The organism is Sphingobium sp. SJ10-10, from assembly GCF_036038995.2.
Taxonomy (GTDB): Bacteria; Pseudomonadota; Alphaproteobacteria; order Sphingomonadales; family Sphingomonadaceae; genus Sphingobium.
Genome location: NZ_CP158132.1, coordinates 983,522 through 1,005,007, shown reverse-complemented (window position 1 = coordinate 1,005,007; position 21,486 = coordinate 983,522). Strand labels below are relative to the sequence as shown.

The following is a 21,486-nucleotide window of genomic DNA, read 5'->3' as shown; positions in this document are numbered from 1 at the left end:
TGTATGACGGCAGGCGCGATGCTCTCCAACCCCTTTCTCTTCACCGTCCTCCGCCTCCTCCCTGCGTCCCTCGCCTCCTGGCTGGGCGGCTGGCTGTCGGCCCATGTCGCCCGCAAGTCGATGAAATTGCGCGACCAGCGCGCCCGCACCAATTTGGCCATACTCCGCCCCGGCCTCGACAAAACCGCAAGCGAAGTCCTGCTCACCCGCCGCTGGTTCAACCTTGGCCGCACCATGGCCGAACTCACCAACATCGACCGACTGATCGAGAACAACCACATCGCGGTGGAGGACGCCGAAGGCTATCAATCGGTCCTCGACGGCCCCGGCCCGCTGATCGCGCTGGCGGTCCATCTGGGCAATTGGGATTTGCTCGCCGCCCATATCAAGGCATCGACCGACCGTCCCGGCCTCGGCGTCTACGACCCGCCGGAAAATCCCGAACAGGCCGCGCAACTCAAGCGCGCCCGCTCCAGCTATATGGGCGAAGCGATCACCGGAGAAGGCGCCGCCCGCGCTATCCTGAAACACCTCACGACCAAGGATCGCGCCACCCTTTACATATTGCTGGACGAACGCCGCGACCGCCAGGTCTGGTTTCCCCGCTTCGGCCGCGACCTGCCGCCATCGGGCAACCTGTCCGTGGCCCTGCGCCTCGCGCGCAAAGTCGGCGCGAAATTCCTGCCCTTCTACATGATCCGCACCCAAGGCCCGAATTTCCGCGTCCACTGGCATCCACCGCTCGATCCGGCCACCCTCACCGACGATCAGATCATGGATCAGGTCGACGCTTTCCTCGGCCAGGCCTGCATCGCCCATGCCGACCAATGGCTCGCCCTCCACGATATGGATTTGACGGAACCATAAAGCCGCCCATGCAGGAGCAAGCTGCATATGGTTCTTACGCGCCACACCCGCTAAAGCCCGCCCATGTCCCGACTCGCCATCAAGATCTGCGGCCTTTCGACGCCTGAAACGGTGGGCGCCTCCATAAGGGGAGGAGCGACCCATCTCGGCTTCAACTTCTTCCCCAAAAGCCCCCGCTATGTCGAAGTGGATCAGATGCGGGCACTCGCCGCACTGGTTCCTTCCCAGATCGATCGCATCGCCATCCTCGTCGACCCCACCGACGAAATCCTGATGGATCTCGCCGCCACCGGCGCCCTGACCGCCCTGCAACTCCATGGCAAGGAAAGCCCTGAACGCGCCGCCGCCATCCGCCAGCGCTTCAACCTCCCCGTCTGGAAAGCCATTTCCGTCAAAACCCGCGCCGATATAGACGCCGCCATGGCCTATAGCGGCGCCGCCGACTTCCTCCTGTTCGACGCCAAAACCCCGGATGGCGCGGCGCTGCCCGGCGGCATGGGCCTGCGTTTCGACTGGAGGCTGCTGCGCGGCGTGTCCCTTTCCGTTCCCTGGGGCTTGTCGGGCGGCCTTGGCATCGACAATGTGGCCGAAGCCATCCGCATCACGGACGCCCCGCTGGTCGATGTTTCCTCCGGCGTGGAAAGCGCGCCGGGCATCAAGAGTGTGGACAAGATCATGGCCTTCTGCAATGCGGCGTCCTCATGAGGCAGACGCTATTCATAAACGGAATTGGCCACGCAGGGCGCATCGCAGCCCGATGGCGTTGATCGCTTCCCTTGTTCGCGAAGTGACCCAATATTGCCTGACGAGATACAAGCGATGACCGACACCATCACCCTGCCCAACAGCCTCCGTTCGCAGCCCGACGCCTCCGGCCATTTCGGCGCCTTCGGTGGCCGCTATGTCGCTGAGACGCTGATGCCGCTCATATTGGAGCTGGAAAAGGTCTATAGGGAAGCGAAGCAGGATCCGGCCTTCGACGCCGAGTTCAGCGAATTGCTGCGCTCCTATGTCGGCCGCCCCAATCCGCTTTATTATGCAGGACGCCTGACAGAAGCGCTGCGCGCGGATGCCGCACCCGGCAAGGGCGCGAAAATCTACCTCAAGCGCGAGGAACTGAACCACACCGGCGCGCACAAGATCAACAATTGCATCGGCCAGGCGCTGCTCGCCCGCCGCATGGGCAAGAAGAAGGTCATTGCCGAAACCGGCGCGGGCCAGCACGGCGTCGCCACCGCGACCGTCGCCGCCCTGTTCGGCATGGAATGCAAGATATTCATGGGCGCCAAGGATGTCGAGCGGCAGAAACCCAACGTCTTCCGCATGAAGCTGCTTGGCGCTGAGGTCATTCCCGTCGTTTCCGGCTCCCAGACGCTCAAGGATGCTATGAACGATGCCCTGCGCCACTGGGTGTCGAACGTCCACGACACCTTCTACATCATCGGCACGGCGGCAGGACCACACCCCTATCCCGAACTGGTCCGCGATTTCCAATCCGTGATCGGCCGGGAGGCGCGCGAGCAGATATTGGAACTCGAAGGTCGCTTGCCCGACATGCTGATCGCCCCGGTCGGTGGTGGCTCCAACGCCATCGGCCTGTTCCATCCGTTCCTTGACGATGCGGATGTGAAAATGATCGGCGTCGAAGCGGCGGGCGAAGGTCTGCAAGGCAAGCATGCCGCCTCCCTCGCGGGCGGCAAGTCGGGCATATTGCACGGCAACCGCACCTATCTGCTCCAGGACGAGGACGGCCAGATCACCGAAGCGCACAGCATTTCGGCAGGTCTCGACTATCCCGGCATCGGTCCTGAGCATAGCTGGCTGCACGAAATCGGTCGTGTCCAATATATGCCGATCACCGATGATGAGGCGCTGGCCAGCTTCCAGAAGCTCTCCGCGCTCGAAGGCATCATCCCCGCGCTCGAATCCGCCCATGCGGTCGCGTCGGCGGAAAAGGTCGCGCCCACGCTCGACGCGGACCAGATCATCATCGTCAATCTCTCCGGCCGTGGTGACAAGGACATCTTCACCGTCGCCAGCGCGTTGGGAGTGGAGATATGACCTCTCTCATCTCACTCCGTGCTCCTGCGGAGGCAGGAGCCCAGTTCGACCGTCACATGTTCATGCGAGCCGGGGACTGGGCTCCTGCCTTCGCAGGAGCACGTTACGTGTCGGTATTTGGAATTCACAATGACTGCTGACCGCCTCGCTACTCGCTTCGCCACTTGCAAGAGCGCAGGCCGCGCCGCCCTCGTCACCTTCGTGACGGCGGGCGACCCGACCGTGGCCGACACGCCCGCCATCCTGGACGCACTGGTCGAGGGCGGCGCCGACATCATCGAACTCGGCATGCCCTTCACCGATCCGATGGCAGACGGCCCGGCGATCGAACTGGCCAATCTGCGCAGCCTAGGCTCCGGCACCAAGACGAAGGATATCTTCGCCCTCGCCACCGCCTTCCGCGCCAAGCACCCGGAAACGCCGCTGGTCCTGATGGGCTATGCCAATCCGATGCTGGTGCGCGGCTCGCAATGGTTCGCCGACCAGTGCAAGGCCGCTGGCGTTGACGGCGTCATCTGCGTCGACATCCCACCGGAGGAAGATGCCGAAATCGGCCCTGCCCTGCGGTCGGCGGGCATTCACCTCATCCGCCTCGCCACCCCCACGACCGACGCAGCCCGCCTGCCCGCCGTGCTGAACGGCGCCAGCGGCTTCCTCTACCATGTCGCCGTCGCGGGCATCACCGGCAAGCAGCAGGCCGCGCAAGCCGCCGTCGAACAGGCCGTCGCCAAGCTCAAGGCCGCCACCGACCTGCCCATCGCGGTCGGCTTCGGCGTGCGCTCAGCAGAACAGGCCGCCGCCATCGGCCGCGTCGCTGACGGCGTGGTGGTGGGGTCCGCCATCGTCGACATCATCGGCTCGCATGGCGATGCCGCTGCGCCCTTCGTCAAGGATTTCGTCGCGGCTCTGCGCGGCGCGCTCAACGCCAACAGCCCTCATTTCCGGGAGACCGCCGCATGAGCTGGATCAACCGCGTCCGCAAAGCCATTCCCTTCATGGCGAAGAAGGAAAGCACGGCCGAAACGCTGTGGCACAAATGCCCGTCCTGCGCCGAGATGATCTTCATCAAGGAATGGGAAGACAATCTCTCCGTCTGTCCGCGCTGCGACCATCATGGCCGTATCGGCCCGTCGGAACGGTTCGAGCATATCCTCGACGCCGGTTTCATCCTGCTGCCGACGCCGCATGTGCAGGAAGACCCGCTCAAATTCCGCGATTCCAAGCGTTATCCTGAGCGCATCAAGGCCGCCCGCGCCGCCACCGGCGATCAGGACGCGCTCATCAACGCGCGCGGCGCGATCGATGATGTGCCGCTGGTCATGGGCGTGCAGAATTTCGCCTATATGGGCGGTTCCATGGGCATGGGCGTCGGCGCGGCCTTCATCCAGGGCGTGAACGAAGCCATCGCCCATAAATGCCCCTATGTGATCTTCACCGCAGCGGGCGGCGCGCGCATGCAGGAGGGCATCCTCTCCCTCATGCAGATGCCCCGCTCCACCGTGGCGATCCAGAAGCTGCACGCGGCGGGCCTGCCCTATATCGTGGTGCTGACCGATCCCACCACGGGCGGCGTCACCGCAAGCTACGCCATGCTGGGCGACATTCAGATCGCGGAGCCCAATGCGCTCATCGGTTTCGCAGGCCAGCGCGTCATTGAAAGCACGATCCGCGAAAAGCTGCCCGACGGCTTCCAGCGCGCCGAATATCTGCTGGAGCACGGCATGCTCGACATGGTCGTCCACCGCAGCGAACTGCGCGACACGCTCGCCCGCGTGATCGGCTATCTTGCGCCGCGCGCGGCCGCCTGAAGCCGATCGGGAACAGCGCCGATGGCCGACCACGCCGTCTCCGACGATCCAGGCGTCCAGGCCCAGCTTGATCGCCTCGCGACCCTGTCGCCCGGCGCCGATATATTGGGCCTGGAGCGCATCACGCGCTTGCTCGACCGCCTCGGCAATCCGCACCGCGCTCTGCCGCCCGTCTTTCATGTCGCGGGCACCAACGGCAAAGGCTCGACCTGCGCCTTCCTGCGCGCCGCGCTGGAGGCGGACGGCAAGACCGTCCACGTCTTCACCTCGCCGCACCTCGTCCGCTTCAACGAGCGCATCCGCATCAGCGGCACGCTGATCTCCGACGAAGCGCTCGCCCATTATCTCTCTCGCGTCCTCGATGTGGCGGAGGGCATCGGCGCCAGCTTCTTCGAAGTAACCGCCGCGGCCGCCTTCCTCGCCTTCTCCGAACATCCAGCCGACGCCTGCATTCTCGAAGTGGGCCTGGGCGGCCGGCTCGACGCCACCAATGTCATCGAAAGGCCGGTGATCTGCGGCATCGCCCAATTGGGCATCGATCACCAAAGCTTCCTCGGCAGCACGCTCAAGGAAATCGCCGCCGAAAAGGCGGGCATCGCCAAACCCGGCGCGCCGCTGGTGACGCAGCGCTATGCCGACGCGCTCTTCCCGGTGATGCTCGACGCCGCTGCCCGCAACCGCACCCAATGGTTCGCCATGGGGGAGAGCTGGGACGCCGCCGCCTATCGCGACCGTCTCCATTATCGTGACGATCTGGGCCGCCTCGACACCCCTCTGCCGCGTCTCCCCGGCGCGCATCAGATCCATAATGCCGCGCTCGCTTTCGCCATGCTGCGCCACCAGAGCGTCGTACCCGTCAGCGAAGCCGCCCTGAAGGCCGCGCCGCTCTGGGCGCATTGGCCCGGCCGTTTGCAAAGGCTCGATCACGGCCCCCTGCTGGCGCCATTGCCGGAAAGCACCGAGGCGTGGCTCGACGGGGGCCATAATGCCGGGGCGGGGGAAGCGATCAGCGCCTTCTTCACTGCCGAGCGGCTCGAAGGCCAGAAGTTGCAACTCATCATCGGCATGCTGTCGAACAAGGATCTGGACGCCTATCTGATCCCCTTCGCCGGTCGCATCGCCCATATCCACACTCTGCCTGTCCCCGGACACGATCATCACCCGCCGGAGCGATTCGCCGCCATTGCCGATCTTTGGGGCATCCCCTGCACCGCGCATGAAGCGCCCGCAGAGGCCATCGCCGCCATCGCCGCAGGGGGCAATCCCGCGCCCAAGCTGCTGATAGCGGGCTCGCTCTATCTGGCGGGAGAGATTTTGCGGCTGAATGGGCAATATCCCGATTGAATTGTCTTGCGATTGACTCGCAATAGCGTACCTTGGCCTTCCAACGACAAGGCAGAAGGTACGAACGCATGGCCATTGGAGAGCCCTCCTCCCTAGATCAGCCCCGTCCGCTCCCCGGCGGCTATGGCAACCGGCTGTTCCTTTATGTCATGCGCCGCATGGCGACGGCGGGCGTCAACGACGCCCATGCCGCCAACGCCATGCTCGGCGCCTTCGGCCGCAGCTATCGCCGTCCGCTGGTGCTGATGCGCGCCATGATGCTGGAACTGGCCCGCACCTCCAGCCGCAAGATATTGATCGCGCCCTGCTGCTGCTCGCGCATGACAACGGACGAAGCGCTGATGATGCAGGCCGTCGGCGGCGCCCTGCACAGCCCGCGCACAGCCTATGACAATGTGGCGAGCCTGCTCGGCAACGACCATGCGCTGGGCGCGCTCACCTGCCTCCAAGCCGTGGCGCAGGCCCATAATGACCTTGGCCGCCCGCTCGATCTCTACTCGGCGGGCTGAACCTCTGCCGCGCTGCCGACGCTGGCGTCGATCAGGCCCGCTCGCATCATCAGCCAGAACAGGATGATGCCCGGCAAGGAGATCACGGTGGTCAGCAGGTAGAAATCGACATAGCCGAAGCGCTCGATCATCACGCCCGCCGTGGTGCCGGTCAGGAACCGCCCGACAATGCTCGCCGCCGCCGAAATCAACGCATATTGCGCGGCGGTAAAGCGCAGGTCGCACAGCGCCGAGAAATAGGCGACCACGGTCACACCACCAATGCCGCTGGCGAAATTCTCAAAACCAATGGCGCCCGCCATGCCCCAATTGCTCTTCCCCAGCGCGGCGAGCAGCGCAAAACTGAAGTTCGACACGCCCATCAGCAGCAGGCTGATCAGCACCGACCGCTTCATCCCCATCCGCGCATAGAGGACGCCGCCCACGAAAATGCCGATCAGATAAGCCCAGAAGCCGATCCCCACGTCATAAATGGCGATCTCGTCATTGGTGTAGCCCATGTCGTCGAACAGCAGGCGGAAGGTCAGATTGGCGAGCGTGTCTCCGATCTTGTGCAGCAGGATGAACAGCAGCACCAACCAAGCCCCGCGCCGCCGGAAAAACTCGACCAACGGCCCGGCGATCGACTCCCAAACCTCCCCGAAACCCCGTCGCGTCGTCGGCTCCCGATGCCGCTCCGGCTCGCCCAGAACCAGTCCCGTCACCATCGCGGGCAGCGCAAAAACCGCACAGGCGAAATAAGCCCCATGCCACCCGATCCGCGCCGCCAACACCAGCGCCAGCGCCCCCGCCGCGACCGACCCGATCCGCCAGCCATATTGCGACATGCCTGAGCCGACGCCCAGTTGCTCGGGCTTCAAGGTCTCGATCCGATAGGCGTCGATCACGATGTCGAAGGTCGCTCCAGCCACGCCGACCAGGATCGCCGCATAAGCCGTCTGCAACAGGCCGGTCGTCGGTTCGACCAGCGCCAGATTGGCCACCGCCGCCATCACGAGCAGCCCGGCGAGGAGCAGCCAGCTCACCCGCTGCCCCAACCGCCCGATGACCGGCAAGCGAACGCCATCGACCACCCAGGCCCACAGCCATTTGAGATTATAGACGAGGAAAGCGAGCGTGAACGCGGTCACCGCCTTCTTGTCGATCCCGTCCTGCGCCAGTCGCGTCGTCAGCGTCGCGCCGATCATCGCATAGGGAAATCCCGACGAAATCCCGAGAAAAAAGGCCCCCAAAGGCGCCTTCTGAACATAGGGCTTCACCGCATCCAGCCAGCTTGCCGAACCCTTTGCGATCTCAGTCATAAATGCGGTGCGCCCCGATGGTTCTTGTCGAAATCCACCATATGGCCAAACACCGCCGAAACAACCCCGCCCAATGCTTCTCGCTTGAAAGGAGAGGGACAGGAAGCCTGGCTGGCTCCATCAATCAGGCCAAGTGGATGAAACCAACTTCACCCGAAATCCTCAAACAGATGCAGCCCCTCCGGGAAACGCGGCAATGCCTTCCCCCGCAACAACGCATCCAGCACATCGATCGCCGCCAGCAAGTCCCGCGGCGCATAGGGCTTGGCGAGGCAGCCCAAAGCCATTTCGCGCGCATCGACCGGACAAGCGCCCGTCACGAACAGCACCGCCACGCCCCGGCCCGTAGCGAAGCGCGCCAGATCGATCCCGGTCTTCCGACCATGCAGCATCACATCCGCGATCACCAGATCGACGCTTTCTTCCTGAATCACGCTGACGGCATGGGCATATTCATCGACGGTCGCGGCCACGCGATAACCGGCCATCTCCAGCACATGCTCATTGTCGAAGGCCACCAGCGGCTCATCCTCGACCACCAGCACGCTCCGAATGGCCTTGCGCCGCCCTTGCGCTCCGGCTTCCCCTTTTACCAGCCCGAAAAACATTTGCCGATCTGCCCCATTTGCGCCATTCAGCCGACCAACGTGCAACGCCCGAAGCGGTTTCTTATTGTCCCGGCGCATAGGCGCAAGGACAGCACTATTCGTCAATTTCCTGGCTTTGCCGATATGGGAATGCCACCCCGTTTTGAAAAGGAACTCTTCCGTGGAACCGCCGAAAAAATCTGGACCGCCACGCCGGTCGGGCCCCGGCGGTCCCAAGCGCCCCACAGGCGCCAAGCCCGGCCCCGGATCACGCCCGGCCCGCCCGCCATTCAAAAAGGCGAAAACCGCACCCGCCAAGCCCGCAAACCCGCACCCGGCACGGGCCGCAGCCGTCGCCAGCGGCAAGAACGAACCGCAGCGTATCGCGAAACTCCTCGCCCGCGCAGGCATCGCGTCGCGCCGCGAGATCGAGCGGATGATCGAGGAAGGCCGCGTCACGCTGAACGGTGAAGCGGTCACTACCCCCGCCACCCTGCTCACCTCGCTTCATGGCATAGCGGTAGACGGCAACCCCGTCGCCGCGCCAGCCCCCACGCGCCTGTTCCTTTTCCACAAGCCGTCGGGCCTCCTGACGACCGAACGCGACCCGCGTGGCCGCCCAACCATCTACGACAAGCTGCCCGCCGACCTGCCGCGCCTCATGCCGATCGGCCGGCTCGACATGACGACCGAGGGACTGCTGCTGCTCACCACCGACGGCGAGTTCAAGCGCGAGATGGAACTCCCCTCCACCGGCGTCCCGCGTACCTACCGCGCCCGCGCCTTTGGCGAGGTGAGCCAGAACCAACTCGAAGATCTGTTCGAAGGCATAGAAATAGACGGCATCCGCTACGGTCAGATCGAGGCCAATCTGGAGCGCCGCACCGGCCGCAATCAGTGGATCGAAATGACGCTGACCGAGGGCAAGAATCGCGAAGTCCGCCGCGTCCTGGAACATCTGGGCCTTCAGGTAAACCGCCTGATCCGCACCAGCTACGGCCCCTTCCATCTGGGCGAACTAGCCTCCGGCGCGGTCGAGGAAGTGCGCCAGCATGATCTCATCCTCTTCCGCAAGAGCCTGAAGGCGCCGAAATGAGGATCATCGCAGGCCAATGGCGCGGCCGTCCGCTGGCCGCTCCCAAGGGCGACGCCACCCGCCCGACGGCGGACCGAACCCGCGAAACCCTTTTCTCCATGCTGCTGAGCCGCATCGGCTCCTTCGAGGGGCTTGGCGTCGGCGATTTCTTCGCAGGCTCCGGCGCGCTCGGCTTCGAAGCCCTGTCGCGCGGTGCGGCGAGCTGCATCTTCGTGGAACAGGACCGCGCCGCCCTCGACGCGATCCGGGCCAATGGCGAGAAGCTCGGCATCCGCCCCGACGTCCGCCAAAGCAGCGTCCTGGCTCTCGGCCCCGCAGCCAAGCCGCTGGACCTCATCTTCATGGACCCGCCCTATAATAGCGGCGCGGGATCGGTGGCCCTCGACAAGCTGAGCCGCCTCGGCTGGACCGGCCCCGCCACCTGGATCAGCATAGAAACGGACCGCCGCGAGAACGTGGAGGTCAAGGGCTTCACTATCGAAGCCACCCGCGACATCGGCAAAGCGCGTTTGACCCTGCTACGGGCGGAAGCCTGAACTCCCCGTGGGGGAGAGGGGCTGCGCAACGGCTCCCCACTCCCGACGCCCATCAAGCTGCTTCGGCATCCTCATAAGCCTGCGATTCCTTGCCGATCAGGATATTCGCAAGGAACCAATAGGCCTGCCCCCAGGCATTCAGGACGGCGTCCGTGGCGACATCCGCGCCCAGCACATCCCGAATGGCCGGCAGCAGCGCCTCGGCCACCTTGGGATAATGCTCCGCCTTCACGCCGGTTTCGACATGCCGCTGCACCATCCGCGCAACCGCGCCGTCCAGCGCCTGCAACTTGTCGATATTCTCGGCATAGCCCAGGATCGCCGCCGCCAGCCGCTTGGGCTGCTCGCCGCTTTCCTGCGCGGCCTGGTCGAACATGTCCTTGATCGATGCATCCTGAAACAGCCGCGCATACATGGCCGTCGTGATTTCTACCCCATGCTTCCGCAGAGCGGGGGCGGTAGCCTTGACGATGGCGATGGTGTCGGCGGTCAACTGGGTCATGGATGCACCTTTGCTTGGAGAATCGATAAAGGTGCATTTACGTTGCATCTTTTAAGATGTAAATAGAATGAATGTTTGAAAAGCACGTTCACTCTCATTACCGCCAGCAGCCATGCAACTGACCCGCCACACCGACTATGCCCTGCGTGTCCTCATCCACCTTGCGGTGACGCCTGCGGGCCGCACGACGATTCCCGAAATCGCGGATGCCTATGGCCTGTCCCGCAACCATCTGATGAAGGTTGTTCATCATCTTGGCCAAGGCGGTTTTCTGGATACGCAGCGCGGCCGCGGCGGCGGTTTCGCTCTTGCCCGCCCGGCCGAGAAGATCCGATTGGGCGAAGTCATCCGCCACACCGAACCCGACATGAACATGGCTGATTGCGGCTCCTGCGCCATCCGCCCGGCCTGCGGCCTGTCCGGCATATTGAAGGCGGCCACCGCCGCCTTTCTCACCGTGCTCGACCAGCACAACCTGGCCGATGCCGCGCGGGACCGGGCCGGGCTGGCGGCGCTCATCGCCGCATTGCCCGGCCCGGTCGCCGTCACCGACGCCTGCGCATAGATTTGGGCGCTTCGCTCGGGTTGATACAGCTATCCTGCACGGTCTTGCTGCACAGCGGATAATCCTTCTGGCCGGTCGGCGGTGGCGTCATGTTGCCGCCCACCGTAGCGGGATTGGCGGAGGTTCCCACGGGCGCTGACGGGTCGCGTGGCACACCGGCGGGTGCAGGCTGCATCCCCGTATCCGGCGGCACCGCTCCCGTGGGCTGCCCCGCATTCGGATCGGCGCCCGCGGGGGGTGTGGCTGGCGTAGCCGGCGTGGCGGGAGCGGTCCCCGGATCGGCAGGCGTGGCGGGTGTCGCGGACGTCGCACCCTGTTCCGGAGGAGGCGAGGTATCGGCAGCGGGCGGCTGCGAGGCTGGCACGTCCTGCGCTACCGCCATTCCGGCAACGCCGGTGCCGAAGGCCAACATGGCCGCGCCTGCCAAGAGGATCGATTTCATCGGGATCATCCTTTCCTTGTTCTTCACCCCGTTTTGCCGCTGGGGTCCGGAAAAGAAGCGGACATGTACCGTCTACGTTCCGGCCACGGCGACGAACCGTGGCGCATGCGCCGCCAGATGATCCCTCACGCTTTGGGCTCTCTGGCTTCGCGGTCACTCTTGGGGATAGCGCTCGAACCTGGGCAATTCATGCGCGGCCGCCATCCACGGAGCCGCCTCGGCAAATTGCACATGAATGGCGGGAGGAAGAGCGGCTTGATCGTCCAGCGTCCCCGTCTGGATATCGACCATCCCCGGAAACACCACGGCATTGCGATAGAAAAGCCCCGACCCGCATGTCCCGCAAAATTCCCGCGTCACATTGTCGGATGACCGATAGGCCACCGGCTCACCCGTCACCGTCACCATATTTTCGGGAAACAACGCCCAGCCCACCATAGGCGCTCCGGCGCTTTTCCGGCAGTCGGAACAATGGCAGAGCGCGCTATAGGCTGGCTCCCCCTGCGCTTCATAGCGGATCGCCCCGCATTGGCACCCTCCAGAAACCATGGCCTTTCTCCTTGCATGATTCGCCTTTTGTTCTCATAGAAGAAACGGCAGCGCAAGGCCACTCACCCTTGCCGCCTCCCGCCCAGCATCCTAGTTGATAGCCCATGACCCTGCCCGCTCCCTCGCCCGACGATCCCGCCTATCTCAAGGGCCTCAACGAACCCCAGCGGGAAGCCGTGCTCACCACCGAAGGGCCGGTGCTGGTCCTCGCGGGTGCCGGCACGGGCAAGACCGCCGCGCTGACCGCGCGCCTGGCCCATCTGATCGCCACCCGACGCGCCTATCCTTCCGAAATCCTCGCCGTCACCTTCACCAACAAGGCGGCGCGAGAGATGCGGGAGCGCGTAGGCCGCATGATCGGCCCGGCGGTGGAAGGCATGCCCTGGCTCGGCACGTTCCACGCCATTGCCGCCAAGATGCTGCGCCGCCATGCCGAACTGGTTGGCCTGCAATCCAATTTCACCATCCTCGATACCGACGACCAGCTTCGCCTGATGAAGCAACTCATTCAGGCCGAAGGCATCGACGAAAAGCGCTGGCCCGCCCGCCAGTTGGGCGGCCTCATCGACCAGTGGAAGAATAAGGGTCTGACGCCCGAGGAAATCGGCGCGGGTGAAAGCGAAGCCTATGCCAATGGCCGTGGGCAGAAGCTCTACGCCGCTTACCAGGCGCGCCTACGCGATGTAAATGCGTGTGATTTCGGTGACTTGCTGCTGCATGTTCTGACGATATTGAAGCGTCACCGGGACGTTCTGGAAAGCTATCAGCAGCGCTTCCGCTACATCATGGTGGACGAATATCAGGACACGAACAGCAGCCAATATCTCTGGCTCCGCCTGCTCGCCCAGACGCGCAAGAATATCTGCTGCGTGGGCGATGACGACCAGTCCATCTATAGCTGGCGCGGCGCGGAAGTGGCCAATATCCTGCGCTTCGAAAAGGATTTTCCGGGCGCGAAGATCGTCCGCCTGGAACAGAATTACCGCTCGACCCCGCACATCCTAGGCGCCGCCTCCGGCGTCATCGCGGAAAATGGCAACCGGCTCGGCAAGACGCTCTGGACCGATATCGACGTGGGCGAGAAGGTCCGCGTCATCGGCGTGTGGGACGGTCCGGAGGAAGCCCGGCGCGTCGGTGACGAAATCGAGTCGATCGAGCGCAGCGGGCAATCGCTGGACGAAGTCGCCATCCTCGTCCGCGCCCAGCACCAGACCCGCGAGTTCGAAGACCGCTTCATCCAGATCGGGCTGCCCTATCGCATCGTCGGCGGCTTCCGCTTTTACGAACGCGCCGAAATCCGCGATGCGCTCGCCTATCTGCGCCTCGTCAACCAGCCCGCCGACGATCTCGCCTTCGAGCGGATCGTCAACGTCCCCAAGCGCGGATTGGGCGACAAGGCGGTGGAAAAGCTCCATCGACTCGCCCGTGCCGAGGGTATTCCGCTGGCCATCGCCGCCGCCCGCATCCTCGACACCGACGAAATGACCCCGCAGGCCCGCCGGTCGCTGGGCGCCTTCATCGGAGATCTCGCTCGCTGGCGCGACCGCGCGGTGCAGCTTCCCCATGCGGAACTCGCCCGGCAGATATTGGACGAAAGCGGCTACACCGCCATGCTCCAGGCCGAACGCACCACCGAAAGCGCGGGGCGCCTGGAAAACCTCAACGAACTCACCCGCGCCATGGAGGAATATGAGACGCTGGGCGCATTCCTTGAGCATGTCTCGCTGGTCATGGACAATGAAGCGCAGGCTGACGAGCGCAAGATCACGATCATGACCATCCACGCGGCCAAGGGGCTGGAGTTCGACACCGTGTTCCTCGCCGGTTGGGAAGAGGGCATTTTTCCCTCCCAGCGCGCCCTCGACGAAGGCGGCCTTAATTCGTTGGAGGAGGAACGCCGCCTCGCCTATGTCGCGATCACGCGGGCGCGGAAGCTGTGCCTCATCCTCCACGCCGCCAACCGCCGCATCTACGGCCAGTGGACCAGCTCCATCCCTTCGCGCTTTGTCGGAGAACTGCCGCCCGAACATGTGGAGGAGGAGAGCAGCCTGTCGGGTGGCGCCTCGCTCTGGCGCGCCAACTGGTCGGAACGCACCGATCCCTTCGCCAATGTCCAGCGCGGCACCGGCAGAGGTCCCGGCTGGCAACGCGCGCAACAAAGCGGCCAGTTCGTCAAGGAACCCGTCCGGATCGTGGAAGCCCGCGCCTCCGCCGTCTCGCTGGGCAATAAAGGCCGCGACGACATGAGCCTAGGCCTGCGCGTCTTCCATCAGAAATTCGGCTATGGCACGGTCGCGGAGATCGAAGGCAATAAGCTGGAGATCGACTTCGAAACCGCGGGACGGAAGCGCGTCATGGACAGCTTCGTCCAACCGGCCTGACCAACCATCCCGGCCCTTCTTCAACGCTTTCTTGAAAAGAAGAGCGAGAAGCCTGCTTTGGGTGGAGAGCGGACGGTCTACTTGCGCCGGTTCCCAGAAACGCATCGTGCTCCTGCGAAGGCAGGAGCCCAGTTCCCGCAGTGCGATGATCCACAAACGGCGGGACTGTGTTCCTGCCTTCGCAGGAACACGGATGCGCTTAATGTCCACAATTGACCAAACAAAAATAGGGGAGGCCTAAGCCTCCCCTTCTCGTCCGCTTAGTAGCGGTAATGATCCGGCTTGAACGGCCCTTCTGCGGACACGCCGATATAGGCGGCCTGCTTCGGCGTCAGCTTGGACAGCTTCACGCCCAACTTTTCGAGGTGAAGCGCGGCGACCTTTTCGTCCAGATGCTTGGGCAGCACATAGACTTCGTTCTTGTAGGTGTCCGCCTTGGTCCACAGTTCGATCTGCGCCAGCACCTGGTTGGTGAAGGAGGAGGACATCACAAAGCTGGGATGGCCGGTGGCGCAACCCAGATTGACCAGGCGGCCCTTCGCCAGAACGATGATCTTCTTGCCGTCGGGGAACTGCACTTCGTCCACCTGCGGCTTGATCTCGGTCCATGTCATGTTGTTGAGGCCGGCAATCTCGATCTCGCTGTCGAAATGGCCGATGTTGCAGACGATCGCCATATTCTTCATCGCGCGCATGTGGTCGACGGTGATGACGGCTTCGTTGCCGGTCGCGGTGACGAAGATGTCGGCGCGCGTGGCCGCTTCCTCCATCGTCACGACTTCATAGCCTTCCATCGCGGCCTGAAGCGCACAGATCGGATCGACCTCCGTCACCAGCACGCGGGCGCCGCCATTGCGCAGCGACGCGGCCGAACCCTTGCCGACGTCACCGAAACCGGCGACGCAGGCGACCTTGCCGGCCAGCATGACGTCGGTGGCGCGACGGATGGCGTCGACCAGCGATTCCTTGCAGCCGTAGAGATTGTCGAACTTCGACTTGGTGACGCTGTCGTTGACGTTGATCGCCGGGAAGGGGAGCTTGCCCTTCTTCGCCAGCTCATAGAGGCGGTGGACGCCGGTGGTGGTCTCTTCCGACACGCCCTTGATCGCGGCGACGGTCTGGGTCAGATAGCCCGGACGTTCGGCCAGGAAACGCTTCAGTGTCGCGACGAAGATTTCCTCTTCCTCATTGCCGGGTGTGAACAGCTCTTCCCCGGCCTCGACGCGGGCGCCCCACAGCGCGAACATGGTGGCGTCGCCGCCATCGTCCAGGATCATGTTGCAGACCGTGTCACCCCAATCGAAGATGCGGATGACATAGTCCCAATATTCTTCCAGCGTCTCGCCCTTGACAGCGAAAACGGGGATGCCGCTCGCAGCGATGGCGGCGGCGGCGTGATCCTGGGTCGAAAAGATGTTGCACGAGGCCCAGCGGATCTCGGCGCCCAGCTCGGCCAGCGTCTCGATCAGCACGGCGGTCTGGATCGTCATGTGCAGCGAGCCGGTGATGCGCGCGCCCTTGAGCGGCTTCGATGCGCCGAATTCGGCGCGCAGGGCCATCAGGCCCGGCATTTCGGTTTCAGCGATCTCGATTTCCTTGCGGCCGAAAGCGGCAAGGCCGATGTCGCGGATCACATAATCCTGCGCCTGGGTGGCGGGTGCGGTGGCCACGAGCCTGTCTCCATATCTTCAAGATTGAGGCGACCGCTCGAACGAACGAACGGCAGCGATGGGCTGGGCTTTACCAATCGCCGCCGTTCAAGGCAACTCCATATAAAGTTTTCTTTATGTCTTAATCCGCGGGTTCCCGCGATGCGACCTTCATCGGCTCATTATCTGCAAATTTGTCGGATTTCCGTATCTTGCCTGCCATCGCCGTCACGATGTCACAGCGCGCACCCGACAGATGCGGGCCGATTGCCGCCGCATCGGCCAGTTCCAGCAGGGCCGACCGGCTGGGCGGCAAGGCGTTGGCCGCGTCGGTGATCGACTGAAGATCGCGGCAGGCCAGCCCGTCAGCGCCCGCGCCATAGATATTGGCAAGGCCCGTGACATAATTATCATAGGCTCCCAAGGCGCCGACCGGCCCGGCGACCGAGCGGAAATGCTCGCGCAGCTCATCATTCACCTGCGTCAGCGTCTCCCGCTTTTCGCGGATGAAGCGGTTGTAGCTGGCCAGGAAATCATTCCCCGTCCCCCGGCATCGCAGCGCCGATACCATCAGCATCATCTCGAAATCGCGGATTTGCGCTGCTTCGACGGCGGTCTGCTTCCAGCAGGTCGCGGCTGTCGCCGGCGCAAGCGGCATCGTCGCGGCAAGCGCCGCTGCGATCAATTTCCTCATGGTTTGAACCCCCGTCCAATTGCCCGAGGATCAGGGTGCGCCCGTCCGGTTGCCGGAATCTCAACGGCAAAGGTTAGCCATATTTTACCGTAAATGGTTCAGTTACGTTGGGGAAACAAGCCTCCCGCGCGGCCATGCCTTACGAATGCGTATCGAAGCCCGGATCAGGCCGACCCCGCGCCGCTGACCAGATGGGAGGCATCGACTCCGGCGGCGGCATAGGCGGCCGACCATTTTCGCGTCGCGGGCACATCGAACAAAAGCCCGGCGGTGCACGTCGTCGGAAACCAGCTTTCGCCGCTCATTTCCTCGTCGAGCTGCCCCGCACCCCATCCGGCATAGCCCAGCGCGACCAGATAGCGACTCGGCCCCCTGCCTTCCGCAATGGCTTTCAGGATTTTCAGCGAACCGGACAGACCCCAGCCCTCCCCCACTTCGACCATGTCATGGCCGGTCCAGTCGAGCGAATGCAGCACGAAGCCGCGACGCGGCTCGACCGGCCCGCCGCGCAGCACCGGCATGTCCGCAACGTCGCCCGGCTCGATGTCGAAGCTCTCCAGCAGATCATGCAGGGTAACGCCGTCAATCTCATCACTGACGGCGATACCCAGCGCGCCATTTTCGTCATGCACGCACATGGCGATGACGGAATGATCGAAACGCATATCCTCCATGCCCGGCAGGGCGAGGAGAAACTGTCCGGCATAGGAACGCGCGATGGTCATCGGACGACTATACGCCCGTTGACGTCTTTGCCAATGGCGGGCTGTCGCTTGAGAGAGGCGGCGCGCCATATTCCATGCCTCCCTCTTGACAGAAGGGGTGGCAAGGCCAACGTGCCGCGCATCCCAAATAGGCCAGGAGACCGAAGATGACCATTTCGAAGGGCGATCGCATCCCCAGCACCACTTTCGTCAAGATGACCGAAAACGGCCCGGAACAGGTCGCTTCGGACGAATATTTCGCGGGCCGCACGGTCGCGCTTTTCTCCGTGCCGGGAGCCTTCACGCCCACCTGTTCGGCGCGCCATCTGCCCGGTTTCGTCGACAAGGCGGAAGAATTGAAGGGCAAGGGCGTCGACGAGATCGCCTGCACCGCCGTCAACGACGCCTTCGTCATGGGCGCCTGGAGCAAGTCCGCCAACGCCGATGGCAAGGTGACGATGCTGGCCGACGGCAATGCCGATTTCGCGCAGGCGGTGGGCCTCACCATGGACGGCAGCAAATTCGGCATGGGCACGCGCGGCCAGCGTTTCTCGATGATCGTCAAGGATGGCGTAGTCAGCGAACTGAACGTCGAAGCGCCGGGCGACTTCAAGGTGTCGTCGGCGGAATATCTGCTGGAACAGATCTGATTTTTTAGAATTATGAGCGGGTTGGCCTCCATTCCGTTCAGACAGAGCCGAAAAGGGTGATTTTTGAGCATCGGAGCGCAGCGGACTTATTGTCCGTGAGCACTGAAGCGCAGAAAATCGCCCTTTGCAGGCCTGTATGAGCGGAATGGAGGCCAACCCGAGGCGCGCATCTTTCTTCGTTCATATAAGTGCGGTACCAAGAGTCGATGACAAGAAGCATCGGCAGTGCGATCGTCGCTGAACTCGACGAACTCTATCGGAAATCCGTCGGCAATCTCCGCGAGGCCATGCGCGCCTACGCCCGCGACGGCAGCGTTCCGCCGCCCGAAGCCAAGACGGACGGGCGCTTCTGCTATCCGGAACTGCGAGTCACCCATCATGGGGAGTCCGACGCGCCGCCGCCGGGCCGCTCCTTTGCGCGACTGTCGAAACCGGGCCGTTATGTCACCACCATCACCCGTCCGGCCATGTTCAGTGATTATATGGCGGAACAGATCGACCTGCTCGTCCGCGACTATGGCGTGACGGTGGAAACGGGCATCAGCGCCCAGCAGATTCCCTTTCCCTATGTTCTGGACGGGCTGGACATGAGCGCGCTGGACGGCACGCCGCCCACCGAACTCGCCCGCTATTTCCCCGCGACCGAACTGGCGGAAATCGGGGACGAGATCGCGGACGGCCTGTTCACGCCGGATGCGGAGGGCGAAAGGCCGCTTGCCCTGTTCGACGGTCTGCGCACCGATTTTTCGCTCGCGCGCCTCAAACATTATACCGGCACCCCGGCCGAGCATGTGCAGCGATACATATTGTTCACCAACTATCACCGCTATGTGGACGAATTCGTGGCCTGGGCCTGCGCCGAGTTGCAGCGGGAGGGATCGCGCTACACCGCGCTTTCCGGGGCGGGCGGGGTCTATGTCACCCCGGAAACCGCGGATCCGGCGCAGATGATCGCGGACAGCGCCTGGCGCAAGCATCAGATGCCTGCCTATCACCTGATCGCGCCGGACCGCAGCGGCATCACGCTGGTCAATATCGGCGTCGGCCCGTCCAACGCCAAGACGATCTGCGACCATCTGGCGGTGGTGCGGCCGGAAGCCTGGCTGATGATCGGCCATTGCGGCGGCCTGCGCCCCAGCCAGCGGATCGGAGACTATGTGCTGGCCCACGCCTATTTGCGCGACGACCATGTGCTGGACGAGATGCTGCCGCCGGAAATTCCCGTCCCGGCCATCGCGGAAGTGCAGGTGGCATTGGCCAAGGCGGCGGAAGCCGTGCTGGGCGGCGGCGATCAGGAGGATTTCAAGCGGCGTCTGCGCACGGGTACGGTCGTCACGACGGACGATCGCAACTGGGAACTGCGCTATTCCAGTTCGGCTTTGCGCTTCAGCCTGTCGCGGGCAGTCGGCATCGACATGGAGTCGGCCACCATTGCGGCGCAGGGCTATCGCTTCCGCGTGCCTTATGGGACTTTGCTCTGCGTATCGGACAAGCCGATCCATGGCGAGTTGAAGCTGCCGGGACAGGCCAACCGCTTTTACGAGGAAGCGATTGCCGGCCATTTGCGCGTGGGCCTCATGACCTGTGAGCTGTTGCGCCAGGAGGGACCGAAGCTGCACAGCCGCAAGCTGCGCGCCTTCAACGAGCCGCCTTTCCGGTGATTTAATGTTCGTCATTCCCGCGTAGGCGGGAATCCATCTCCTGACCTTGCGTCCAGTGCAGCGCTTCGGAGATGGGCACCCGTTTTCACGGGAACGACAAATTTAGTTTGCCGTTGCGCCTCCGATCAGGCCGTCAGGAAATCCACCATCGCCTGCCCCAGCTCCTTCCGGGTCACGGCATTCATATGGTTCCCCGGAATTTCGACATAACGCCCATTGGGCAGCACATCGGCCAGTTCCTGGGCCACGCCATTATCCCGATCGTCGGCCCCGCAAATGATCTCGATGGGCTGCTCGAACCCGGCGATGACCTCCTTCGGCGTATCGACGAAGGTGTTGAGGATGTGCAGCATCGCCACCGGATCGCCCTTGGTGGTCTTGAGGAACGCCTCGGTCATCCATTCGGACGTCCCGCGCTCGAAGGTGCCGAGGTTGGTGAGGACGTTGCGATAATAGCCCCCATTGTCGAGCGTCTGGACAAGACCGCGCAACCCCATGCCCGCCAGAATGACCCGACGCGGCGTCGCCCCCCGCGCCAACATCCGCACCGTCGTCCGGGCGCCCAGCGAATAGCCGCCCAGATCATAGTCGGTCAGCCCGAGCTGCTCGACCAGCGCCAGCCCATCCTCGGTCAGTGCGTCCGGCGGATAGGCGGCGGCGTCATGCGGCTTGCCGCTCTCACCATGGCCGCGCAGGTCGGGCATGATGAGCCGAAAACCGGCATCCACCAGTCTGGCGGCATGACCGTAGCGTATCCAGTTGGTCCAGGCGTTGGAGAAATAGCCGTGGATCAGCACCAGGTCGCGGCCTTCACCCACCACATGCACCGCGATCGGCAGCCCGCCCAACCCCTTGATCTCCAGCTTTTCGATCGGCAGGTCGGACACGGACGATACTCCTTGGGCTAATTCGCGTCCGCCGATATGATCTCCGCGCGCCCTTGTCGAGTGGCGCAAAGCCAGATCAACGCAACCAGGCTGCCGATCTGCGCCGCCGCCATATCCTTTTGCGGATCCCACATGTCGCCTTGCTGGCCATTATACCAGTCGGCAGTCTGTCCGGCCGCTACCACGCTCAGCAGCCATTCGAAAATCTCGTAGAGCGCGCCCACGAAACCCACCGCCGCAAAAGCAAAGGCCAGGCCCCATCCCATCCGCATGACGCCATAGCGCCGCGCCGCCTCGGCAAAAGGCGCCGTCAGCAAGGCGCCGAAAGCAAAATGCACCAGCCTGTCATAACCGTTGCGCGCAAAGCCCAGCGTGCCGGAAATATCATGGCCGCTGATCGCCCGCGCCCAGACATCATAGGGCACGTAGGAATAGATGTACCGCCCGCCCAGCGTATGCAGCAGCAGGAAGAAGAAGATGCATCCGACCGACCCGTTCGACAAAGGCCAGCGGCGCAGCAACCACGGCGCGGCAAAGGCCAGCACGACAGTCGGCCCATGCTGGAGCGGCGCGAGTTCGGGATAGGGCTGATCGATATTGGCGGCGATTATGGCCACGATCAGCAACAGGATAATCCGGCGCTGGACGACTGGAACGGTTTTCCAGACAGCCACAGCGCCGGAGATCATTTAA

At 63.6% G+C, this 21,486-nt stretch carries 23 protein-coding genes; 13 read left to right on the top strand and 10 right to left on the bottom strand.

Features of this window, described 5'->3' with window-relative positions:
• The first annotated feature begins 18 nt into the window (after positions 1–18).
• The 7 genes from VVT58_RS04825 (at position 19) to VVT58_RS04795 (ending at position 6,589) form a co-directional block, all read left to right on the top strand.
• Positions 19–867 carry a lauroyl acyltransferase gene (locus VVT58_RS04825; protein ID WP_327754788.1) on the top strand — a complete coding sequence of 283 codons (849 nt, stop codon included), beginning with the start codon at positions 19–21 and terminating at the stop codon, positions 865–867.
• Between the two features lie 63 nt (positions 868–930).
• Positions 931–1,572: a phosphoribosylanthranilate isomerase gene (locus VVT58_RS04820; protein ID WP_327754787.1), complete on the top strand. Its 642-nt coding sequence runs from the start codon at positions 931–933 to the stop codon at positions 1,570–1,572.
• Between the two features lie 114 nt (positions 1,573–1,686).
• Positions 1,687–2,928, top strand: coding sequence for a tryptophan synthase subunit beta (gene trpB / locus VVT58_RS04815; RefSeq protein ID WP_327754786.1), 1,242 nt, complete (start codon positions 1,687–1,689; stop codon positions 2,926–2,928).
• Positions 2,929–3,057: 129 nt separating this feature from the next.
• A complete protein-coding gene (gene trpA / locus VVT58_RS04810) occupies positions 3,058–3,888 on the top strand; it encodes a tryptophan synthase subunit alpha (protein WP_327754785.1) in 831 nt (276 codons plus the stop codon).
• Positions 3,885–4,736 carry an acetyl-CoA carboxylase, carboxyltransferase subunit beta gene (accD, locus tag VVT58_RS04805; protein WP_327754784.1) on the top strand — a complete coding sequence of 284 codons (852 nt, stop codon included), beginning with the start codon at positions 3,885–3,887 and terminating at the stop codon, positions 4,734–4,736. Before trpA ends, accD begins: the two co-directional genes overlap by 4 nt.
• Positions 4,737–4,757: 21 nt before the next feature.
• Positions 4,758–6,080 (top strand): folylpolyglutamate synthase/dihydrofolate synthase family protein, encoded by a 1,323-nt coding sequence (locus VVT58_RS04800; protein WP_327754783.1) that lies wholly within the window; start codon positions 4,758–4,760, stop codon positions 6,078–6,080.
• 68 nt (positions 6,081–6,148) lie between these two features.
• Complete coding sequence (locus tag VVT58_RS04795) at positions 6,149–6,589, top strand: DUF6628 family protein (protein WP_327754782.1); 441 nt, start codon at positions 6,149–6,151, stop codon at positions 6,587–6,589.
• Here VVT58_RS04795 and VVT58_RS04790 read toward each other — a convergent pair.
• Together VVT58_RS04790 and VVT58_RS04785 are read right to left on the bottom strand one after the other, a co-directional pair.
• Complete coding sequence (locus VVT58_RS04790; RefSeq protein ID WP_327754781.1) at positions 6,574–7,890, bottom strand: AmpG family muropeptide MFS transporter; 1,317 nt, start codon at positions 7,888–7,890, stop codon at positions 6,574–6,576. The two genes, VVT58_RS04795 and VVT58_RS04790, sit on opposite strands and share 16 nt — an antisense overlap.
• A 149-nt stretch (positions 7,891–8,039) precedes the next feature.
• Positions 8,040–8,498, bottom strand: coding sequence for a response regulator (locus VVT58_RS04785; RefSeq protein ID WP_327754780.1), 459 nt, complete (start codon positions 8,496–8,498; stop codon positions 8,040–8,042).
• A gap of 160 nt (positions 8,499–8,658) precedes the next feature.
• Between VVT58_RS04785 and VVT58_RS04780 the strand changes: the two genes are divergently transcribed.
• Positions 8,659–9,573 carry a pseudouridine synthase gene (locus VVT58_RS04780; protein ID WP_327754779.1) on the top strand — a complete coding sequence of 305 codons (915 nt, stop codon included), beginning with the start codon at positions 8,659–8,661 and terminating at the stop codon, positions 9,571–9,573.
• Entirely contained in the window at positions 9,570–10,109 is a 540-nt protein-coding gene (gene rsmD, locus VVT58_RS04775) for a 16S rRNA (guanine(966)-N(2))-methyltransferase RsmD (protein ID WP_327754778.1), read from the top strand. The genes VVT58_RS04780 and rsmD overlap by 4 nt, the downstream gene beginning before the upstream one ends.
• Before the next feature lie 52 nt (positions 10,110–10,161).
• Here rsmD and VVT58_RS04770 read toward each other — a convergent pair whose 3' ends face one another.
• Positions 10,162–10,611 carry a globin domain-containing protein gene (locus VVT58_RS04770; RefSeq protein WP_066557764.1) on the bottom strand — a complete coding sequence of 150 codons (450 nt, stop codon included), beginning with the start codon at positions 10,609–10,611 and terminating at the stop codon, positions 10,162–10,164.
• A gap of 112 nt (positions 10,612–10,723) precedes the next feature.
• Here VVT58_RS04770 and VVT58_RS04765 point away from each other — a divergent pair, with 112 nt between their 5' ends.
• A complete protein-coding gene (locus tag VVT58_RS04765) occupies positions 10,724–11,176 on the top strand; it encodes an Rrf2 family transcriptional regulator (RefSeq protein WP_327754777.1) in 453 nt (150 codons plus the stop codon).
• On the opposite strand, the gene VVT58_RS04760 is transcribed toward VVT58_RS04765, so the two are convergent.
• Together VVT58_RS04760 and VVT58_RS04755 are read right to left on the bottom strand one after the other, a co-directional pair.
• Positions 11,157–11,618 (bottom strand): Fe-S oxidoreductase, encoded by a 462-nt coding sequence (locus tag VVT58_RS04760; protein ID WP_405053722.1) that lies wholly within the window; start codon positions 11,616–11,618, stop codon positions 11,157–11,159. The genes VVT58_RS04765 and VVT58_RS04760 overlap by 20 nt on opposite strands.
• Before the next feature lie 153 nt (positions 11,619–11,771).
• A complete protein-coding gene (locus tag VVT58_RS04755) occupies positions 11,772–12,167 on the bottom strand; it encodes a GFA family protein (RefSeq protein ID WP_066557769.1) in 396 nt (131 codons plus the stop codon).
• 104 nt (positions 12,168–12,271) lie between these two features.
• Here VVT58_RS04755 and VVT58_RS04750 point away from each other — a divergent pair, with 104 nt between their 5' ends.
• A complete protein-coding gene (locus VVT58_RS04750) occupies positions 12,272–14,548 on the top strand; it encodes a UvrD-helicase domain-containing protein (protein ID WP_327754775.1) in 2,277 nt (758 codons plus the stop codon).
• A gap of 260 nt (positions 14,549–14,808) precedes the next feature.
• Here the strand turns inward: VVT58_RS04750 and ahcY are convergent, their stop codons facing one another.
• From ahcY to VVT58_RS04735, 3 genes are all read right to left on the bottom strand, one after another.
• On the bottom strand, positions 14,809–16,218 hold the full coding sequence (ahcY, locus tag VVT58_RS04745; RefSeq protein WP_327754774.1) for an adenosylhomocysteinase: 1,410 nt from the start codon (positions 16,216–16,218) through the stop codon (positions 14,809–14,811).
• A gap of 121 nt (positions 16,219–16,339) precedes the next feature.
• Positions 16,340–16,891, bottom strand: a complete 552-nt coding sequence (locus VVT58_RS04740; protein WP_327754773.1) for a hypothetical protein — start codon at positions 16,889–16,891, stop codon at positions 16,340–16,342.
• A gap of 164 nt (positions 16,892–17,055) precedes the next feature.
• Positions 17,056–17,616 carry a YqgE/AlgH family protein gene (locus tag VVT58_RS04735; protein ID WP_327754772.1) on the bottom strand — a complete coding sequence of 187 codons (561 nt, stop codon included), beginning with the start codon at positions 17,614–17,616 and terminating at the stop codon, positions 17,056–17,058.
• 146 nt (positions 17,617–17,762) lie between these two features.
• On the opposite strand from VVT58_RS04735, the gene VVT58_RS04730 reads away from it, so the two are divergent.
• Both VVT58_RS04730 and VVT58_RS04725 read left to right on the top strand, forming a co-directional pair.
• The gene (locus VVT58_RS04730) at positions 17,763–18,245 is read left to right on the top strand and encodes a peroxiredoxin (RefSeq protein ID WP_066557778.1); all 483 of its coding nucleotides are present in this window, start codon (positions 17,763–17,765) and stop codon (positions 18,243–18,245) included.
• Positions 18,246–18,451: 206 nt separating this feature from the next.
• A complete protein-coding gene (locus tag VVT58_RS04725; RefSeq protein WP_327754771.1) occupies positions 18,452–19,906 on the top strand; it encodes an AMP nucleosidase in 1,455 nt (484 codons plus the stop codon).
• Between the two features lie 125 nt (positions 19,907–20,031).
• Here VVT58_RS04725 and VVT58_RS04720 read toward each other — a convergent pair whose 3' ends face one another.
• Both VVT58_RS04720 and VVT58_RS04715 read right to left on the bottom strand, forming a co-directional pair.
• Positions 20,032–20,793, bottom strand: a complete 762-nt coding sequence (locus VVT58_RS04720; RefSeq protein WP_327754770.1) for an alpha/beta fold hydrolase — start codon at positions 20,791–20,793, stop codon at positions 20,032–20,034.
• A 17-nt stretch (positions 20,794–20,810) separates the two neighbouring features.
• Entirely contained in the window at positions 20,811–21,482 is a 672-nt protein-coding gene (locus VVT58_RS04715) for a DUF2238 domain-containing protein (protein WP_327754769.1), read from the bottom strand.
• Between the last annotated feature and the right edge of the window lie 4 nt (positions 21,483–21,486).

Bases quoted from the DNA above. Each gene is read 5' to 3' on its own strand.
- rsmD (WP_327754778.1), top strand. From the start codon at position 9,570: ATGAGGATCATCGCAGGCCAATGGCGCGGCCGTCCGCTGGCCGCTCCC.
- VVT58_RS04750 (WP_327754775.1), top strand. From the start codon at position 12,272: ATGACCCTGCCCGCTCCCTCGCCCGACGATCCCGCCTATCTCAAGGGC.
- trpA (WP_327754785.1), top strand. From the start codon at position 3,058: ATGACTGCTGACCGCCTCGCTACTCGCTTCGCCACTTGCAAGAGCGCA.
- VVT58_RS04740 (WP_327754773.1), bottom strand. From the start codon at position 16,891: ATGAGGAAATTGATCGCAGCGGCGCTTGCCGCGACGATGCCGCTTGCG.
- VVT58_RS04795 (WP_327754782.1), top strand. From the start codon at position 6,149: ATGGCCATTGGAGAGCCCTCCTCCCTAGATCAGCCCCGTCCGCTCCCC.
- VVT58_RS04730 (WP_066557778.1), top strand. From the start codon at position 17,763: ATGACCATTTCGAAGGGCGATCGCATCCCCAGCACCACTTTCGTCAAG.
- VVT58_RS04725 (WP_327754771.1), top strand. From the start codon at position 18,452: ATGACAAGAAGCATCGGCAGTGCGATCGTCGCTGAACTCGACGAACTC.
- VVT58_RS04800 (WP_327754783.1), top strand. From the start codon at position 4,758: ATGGCCGACCACGCCGTCTCCGACGATCCAGGCGTCCAGGCCCAGCTT.
- trpB (WP_327754786.1), top strand. From the start codon at position 1,687: ATGACCGACACCATCACCCTGCCCAACAGCCTCCGTTCGCAGCCCGAC.
- VVT58_RS04765 (WP_327754777.1), top strand. From the start codon at position 10,724: ATGCAACTGACCCGCCACACCGACTATGCCCTGCGTGTCCTCATCCAC.
- VVT58_RS04715 (WP_327754769.1), bottom strand. From the start codon at position 21,482: ATGATCTCCGGCGCTGTGGCTGTCTGGAAAACCGTTCCAGTCGTCCAG.
- VVT58_RS04760 (WP_405053722.1), bottom strand. From the start codon at position 11,618: ATGAAATCGATCCTCTTGGCAGGCGCGGCCATGTTGGCCTTCGGCACC.
- VVT58_RS04755 (WP_066557769.1), bottom strand. From the start codon at position 12,167: ATGGTTTCTGGAGGGTGCCAATGCGGGGCGATCCGCTATGAAGCGCAG.
- VVT58_RS04790 (WP_327754781.1), bottom strand. From the start codon at position 7,890: ATGACTGAGATCGCAAAGGGTTCGGCAAGCTGGCTGGATGCGGTGAAG.
- VVT58_RS04820 (WP_327754787.1), top strand. From the start codon at position 931: ATGTCCCGACTCGCCATCAAGATCTGCGGCCTTTCGACGCCTGAAACG.
- accD (WP_327754784.1), top strand. From the start codon at position 3,885: ATGAGCTGGATCAACCGCGTCCGCAAAGCCATTCCCTTCATGGCGAAG.
- VVT58_RS04825 (WP_327754788.1), top strand. From the start codon at position 19: ATGCTCTCCAACCCCTTTCTCTTCACCGTCCTCCGCCTCCTCCCTGCG.
- VVT58_RS04735 (WP_327754772.1), bottom strand. From the start codon at position 17,616: ATGACCATCGCGCGTTCCTATGCCGGACAGTTTCTCCTCGCCCTGCCG.
- VVT58_RS04785 (WP_327754780.1), bottom strand. From the start codon at position 8,498: ATGTTTTTCGGGCTGGTAAAAGGGGAAGCCGGAGCGCAAGGGCGGCGC.
- VVT58_RS04770 (WP_066557764.1), bottom strand. From the start codon at position 10,611: ATGACCCAGTTGACCGCCGACACCATCGCCATCGTCAAGGCTACCGCC.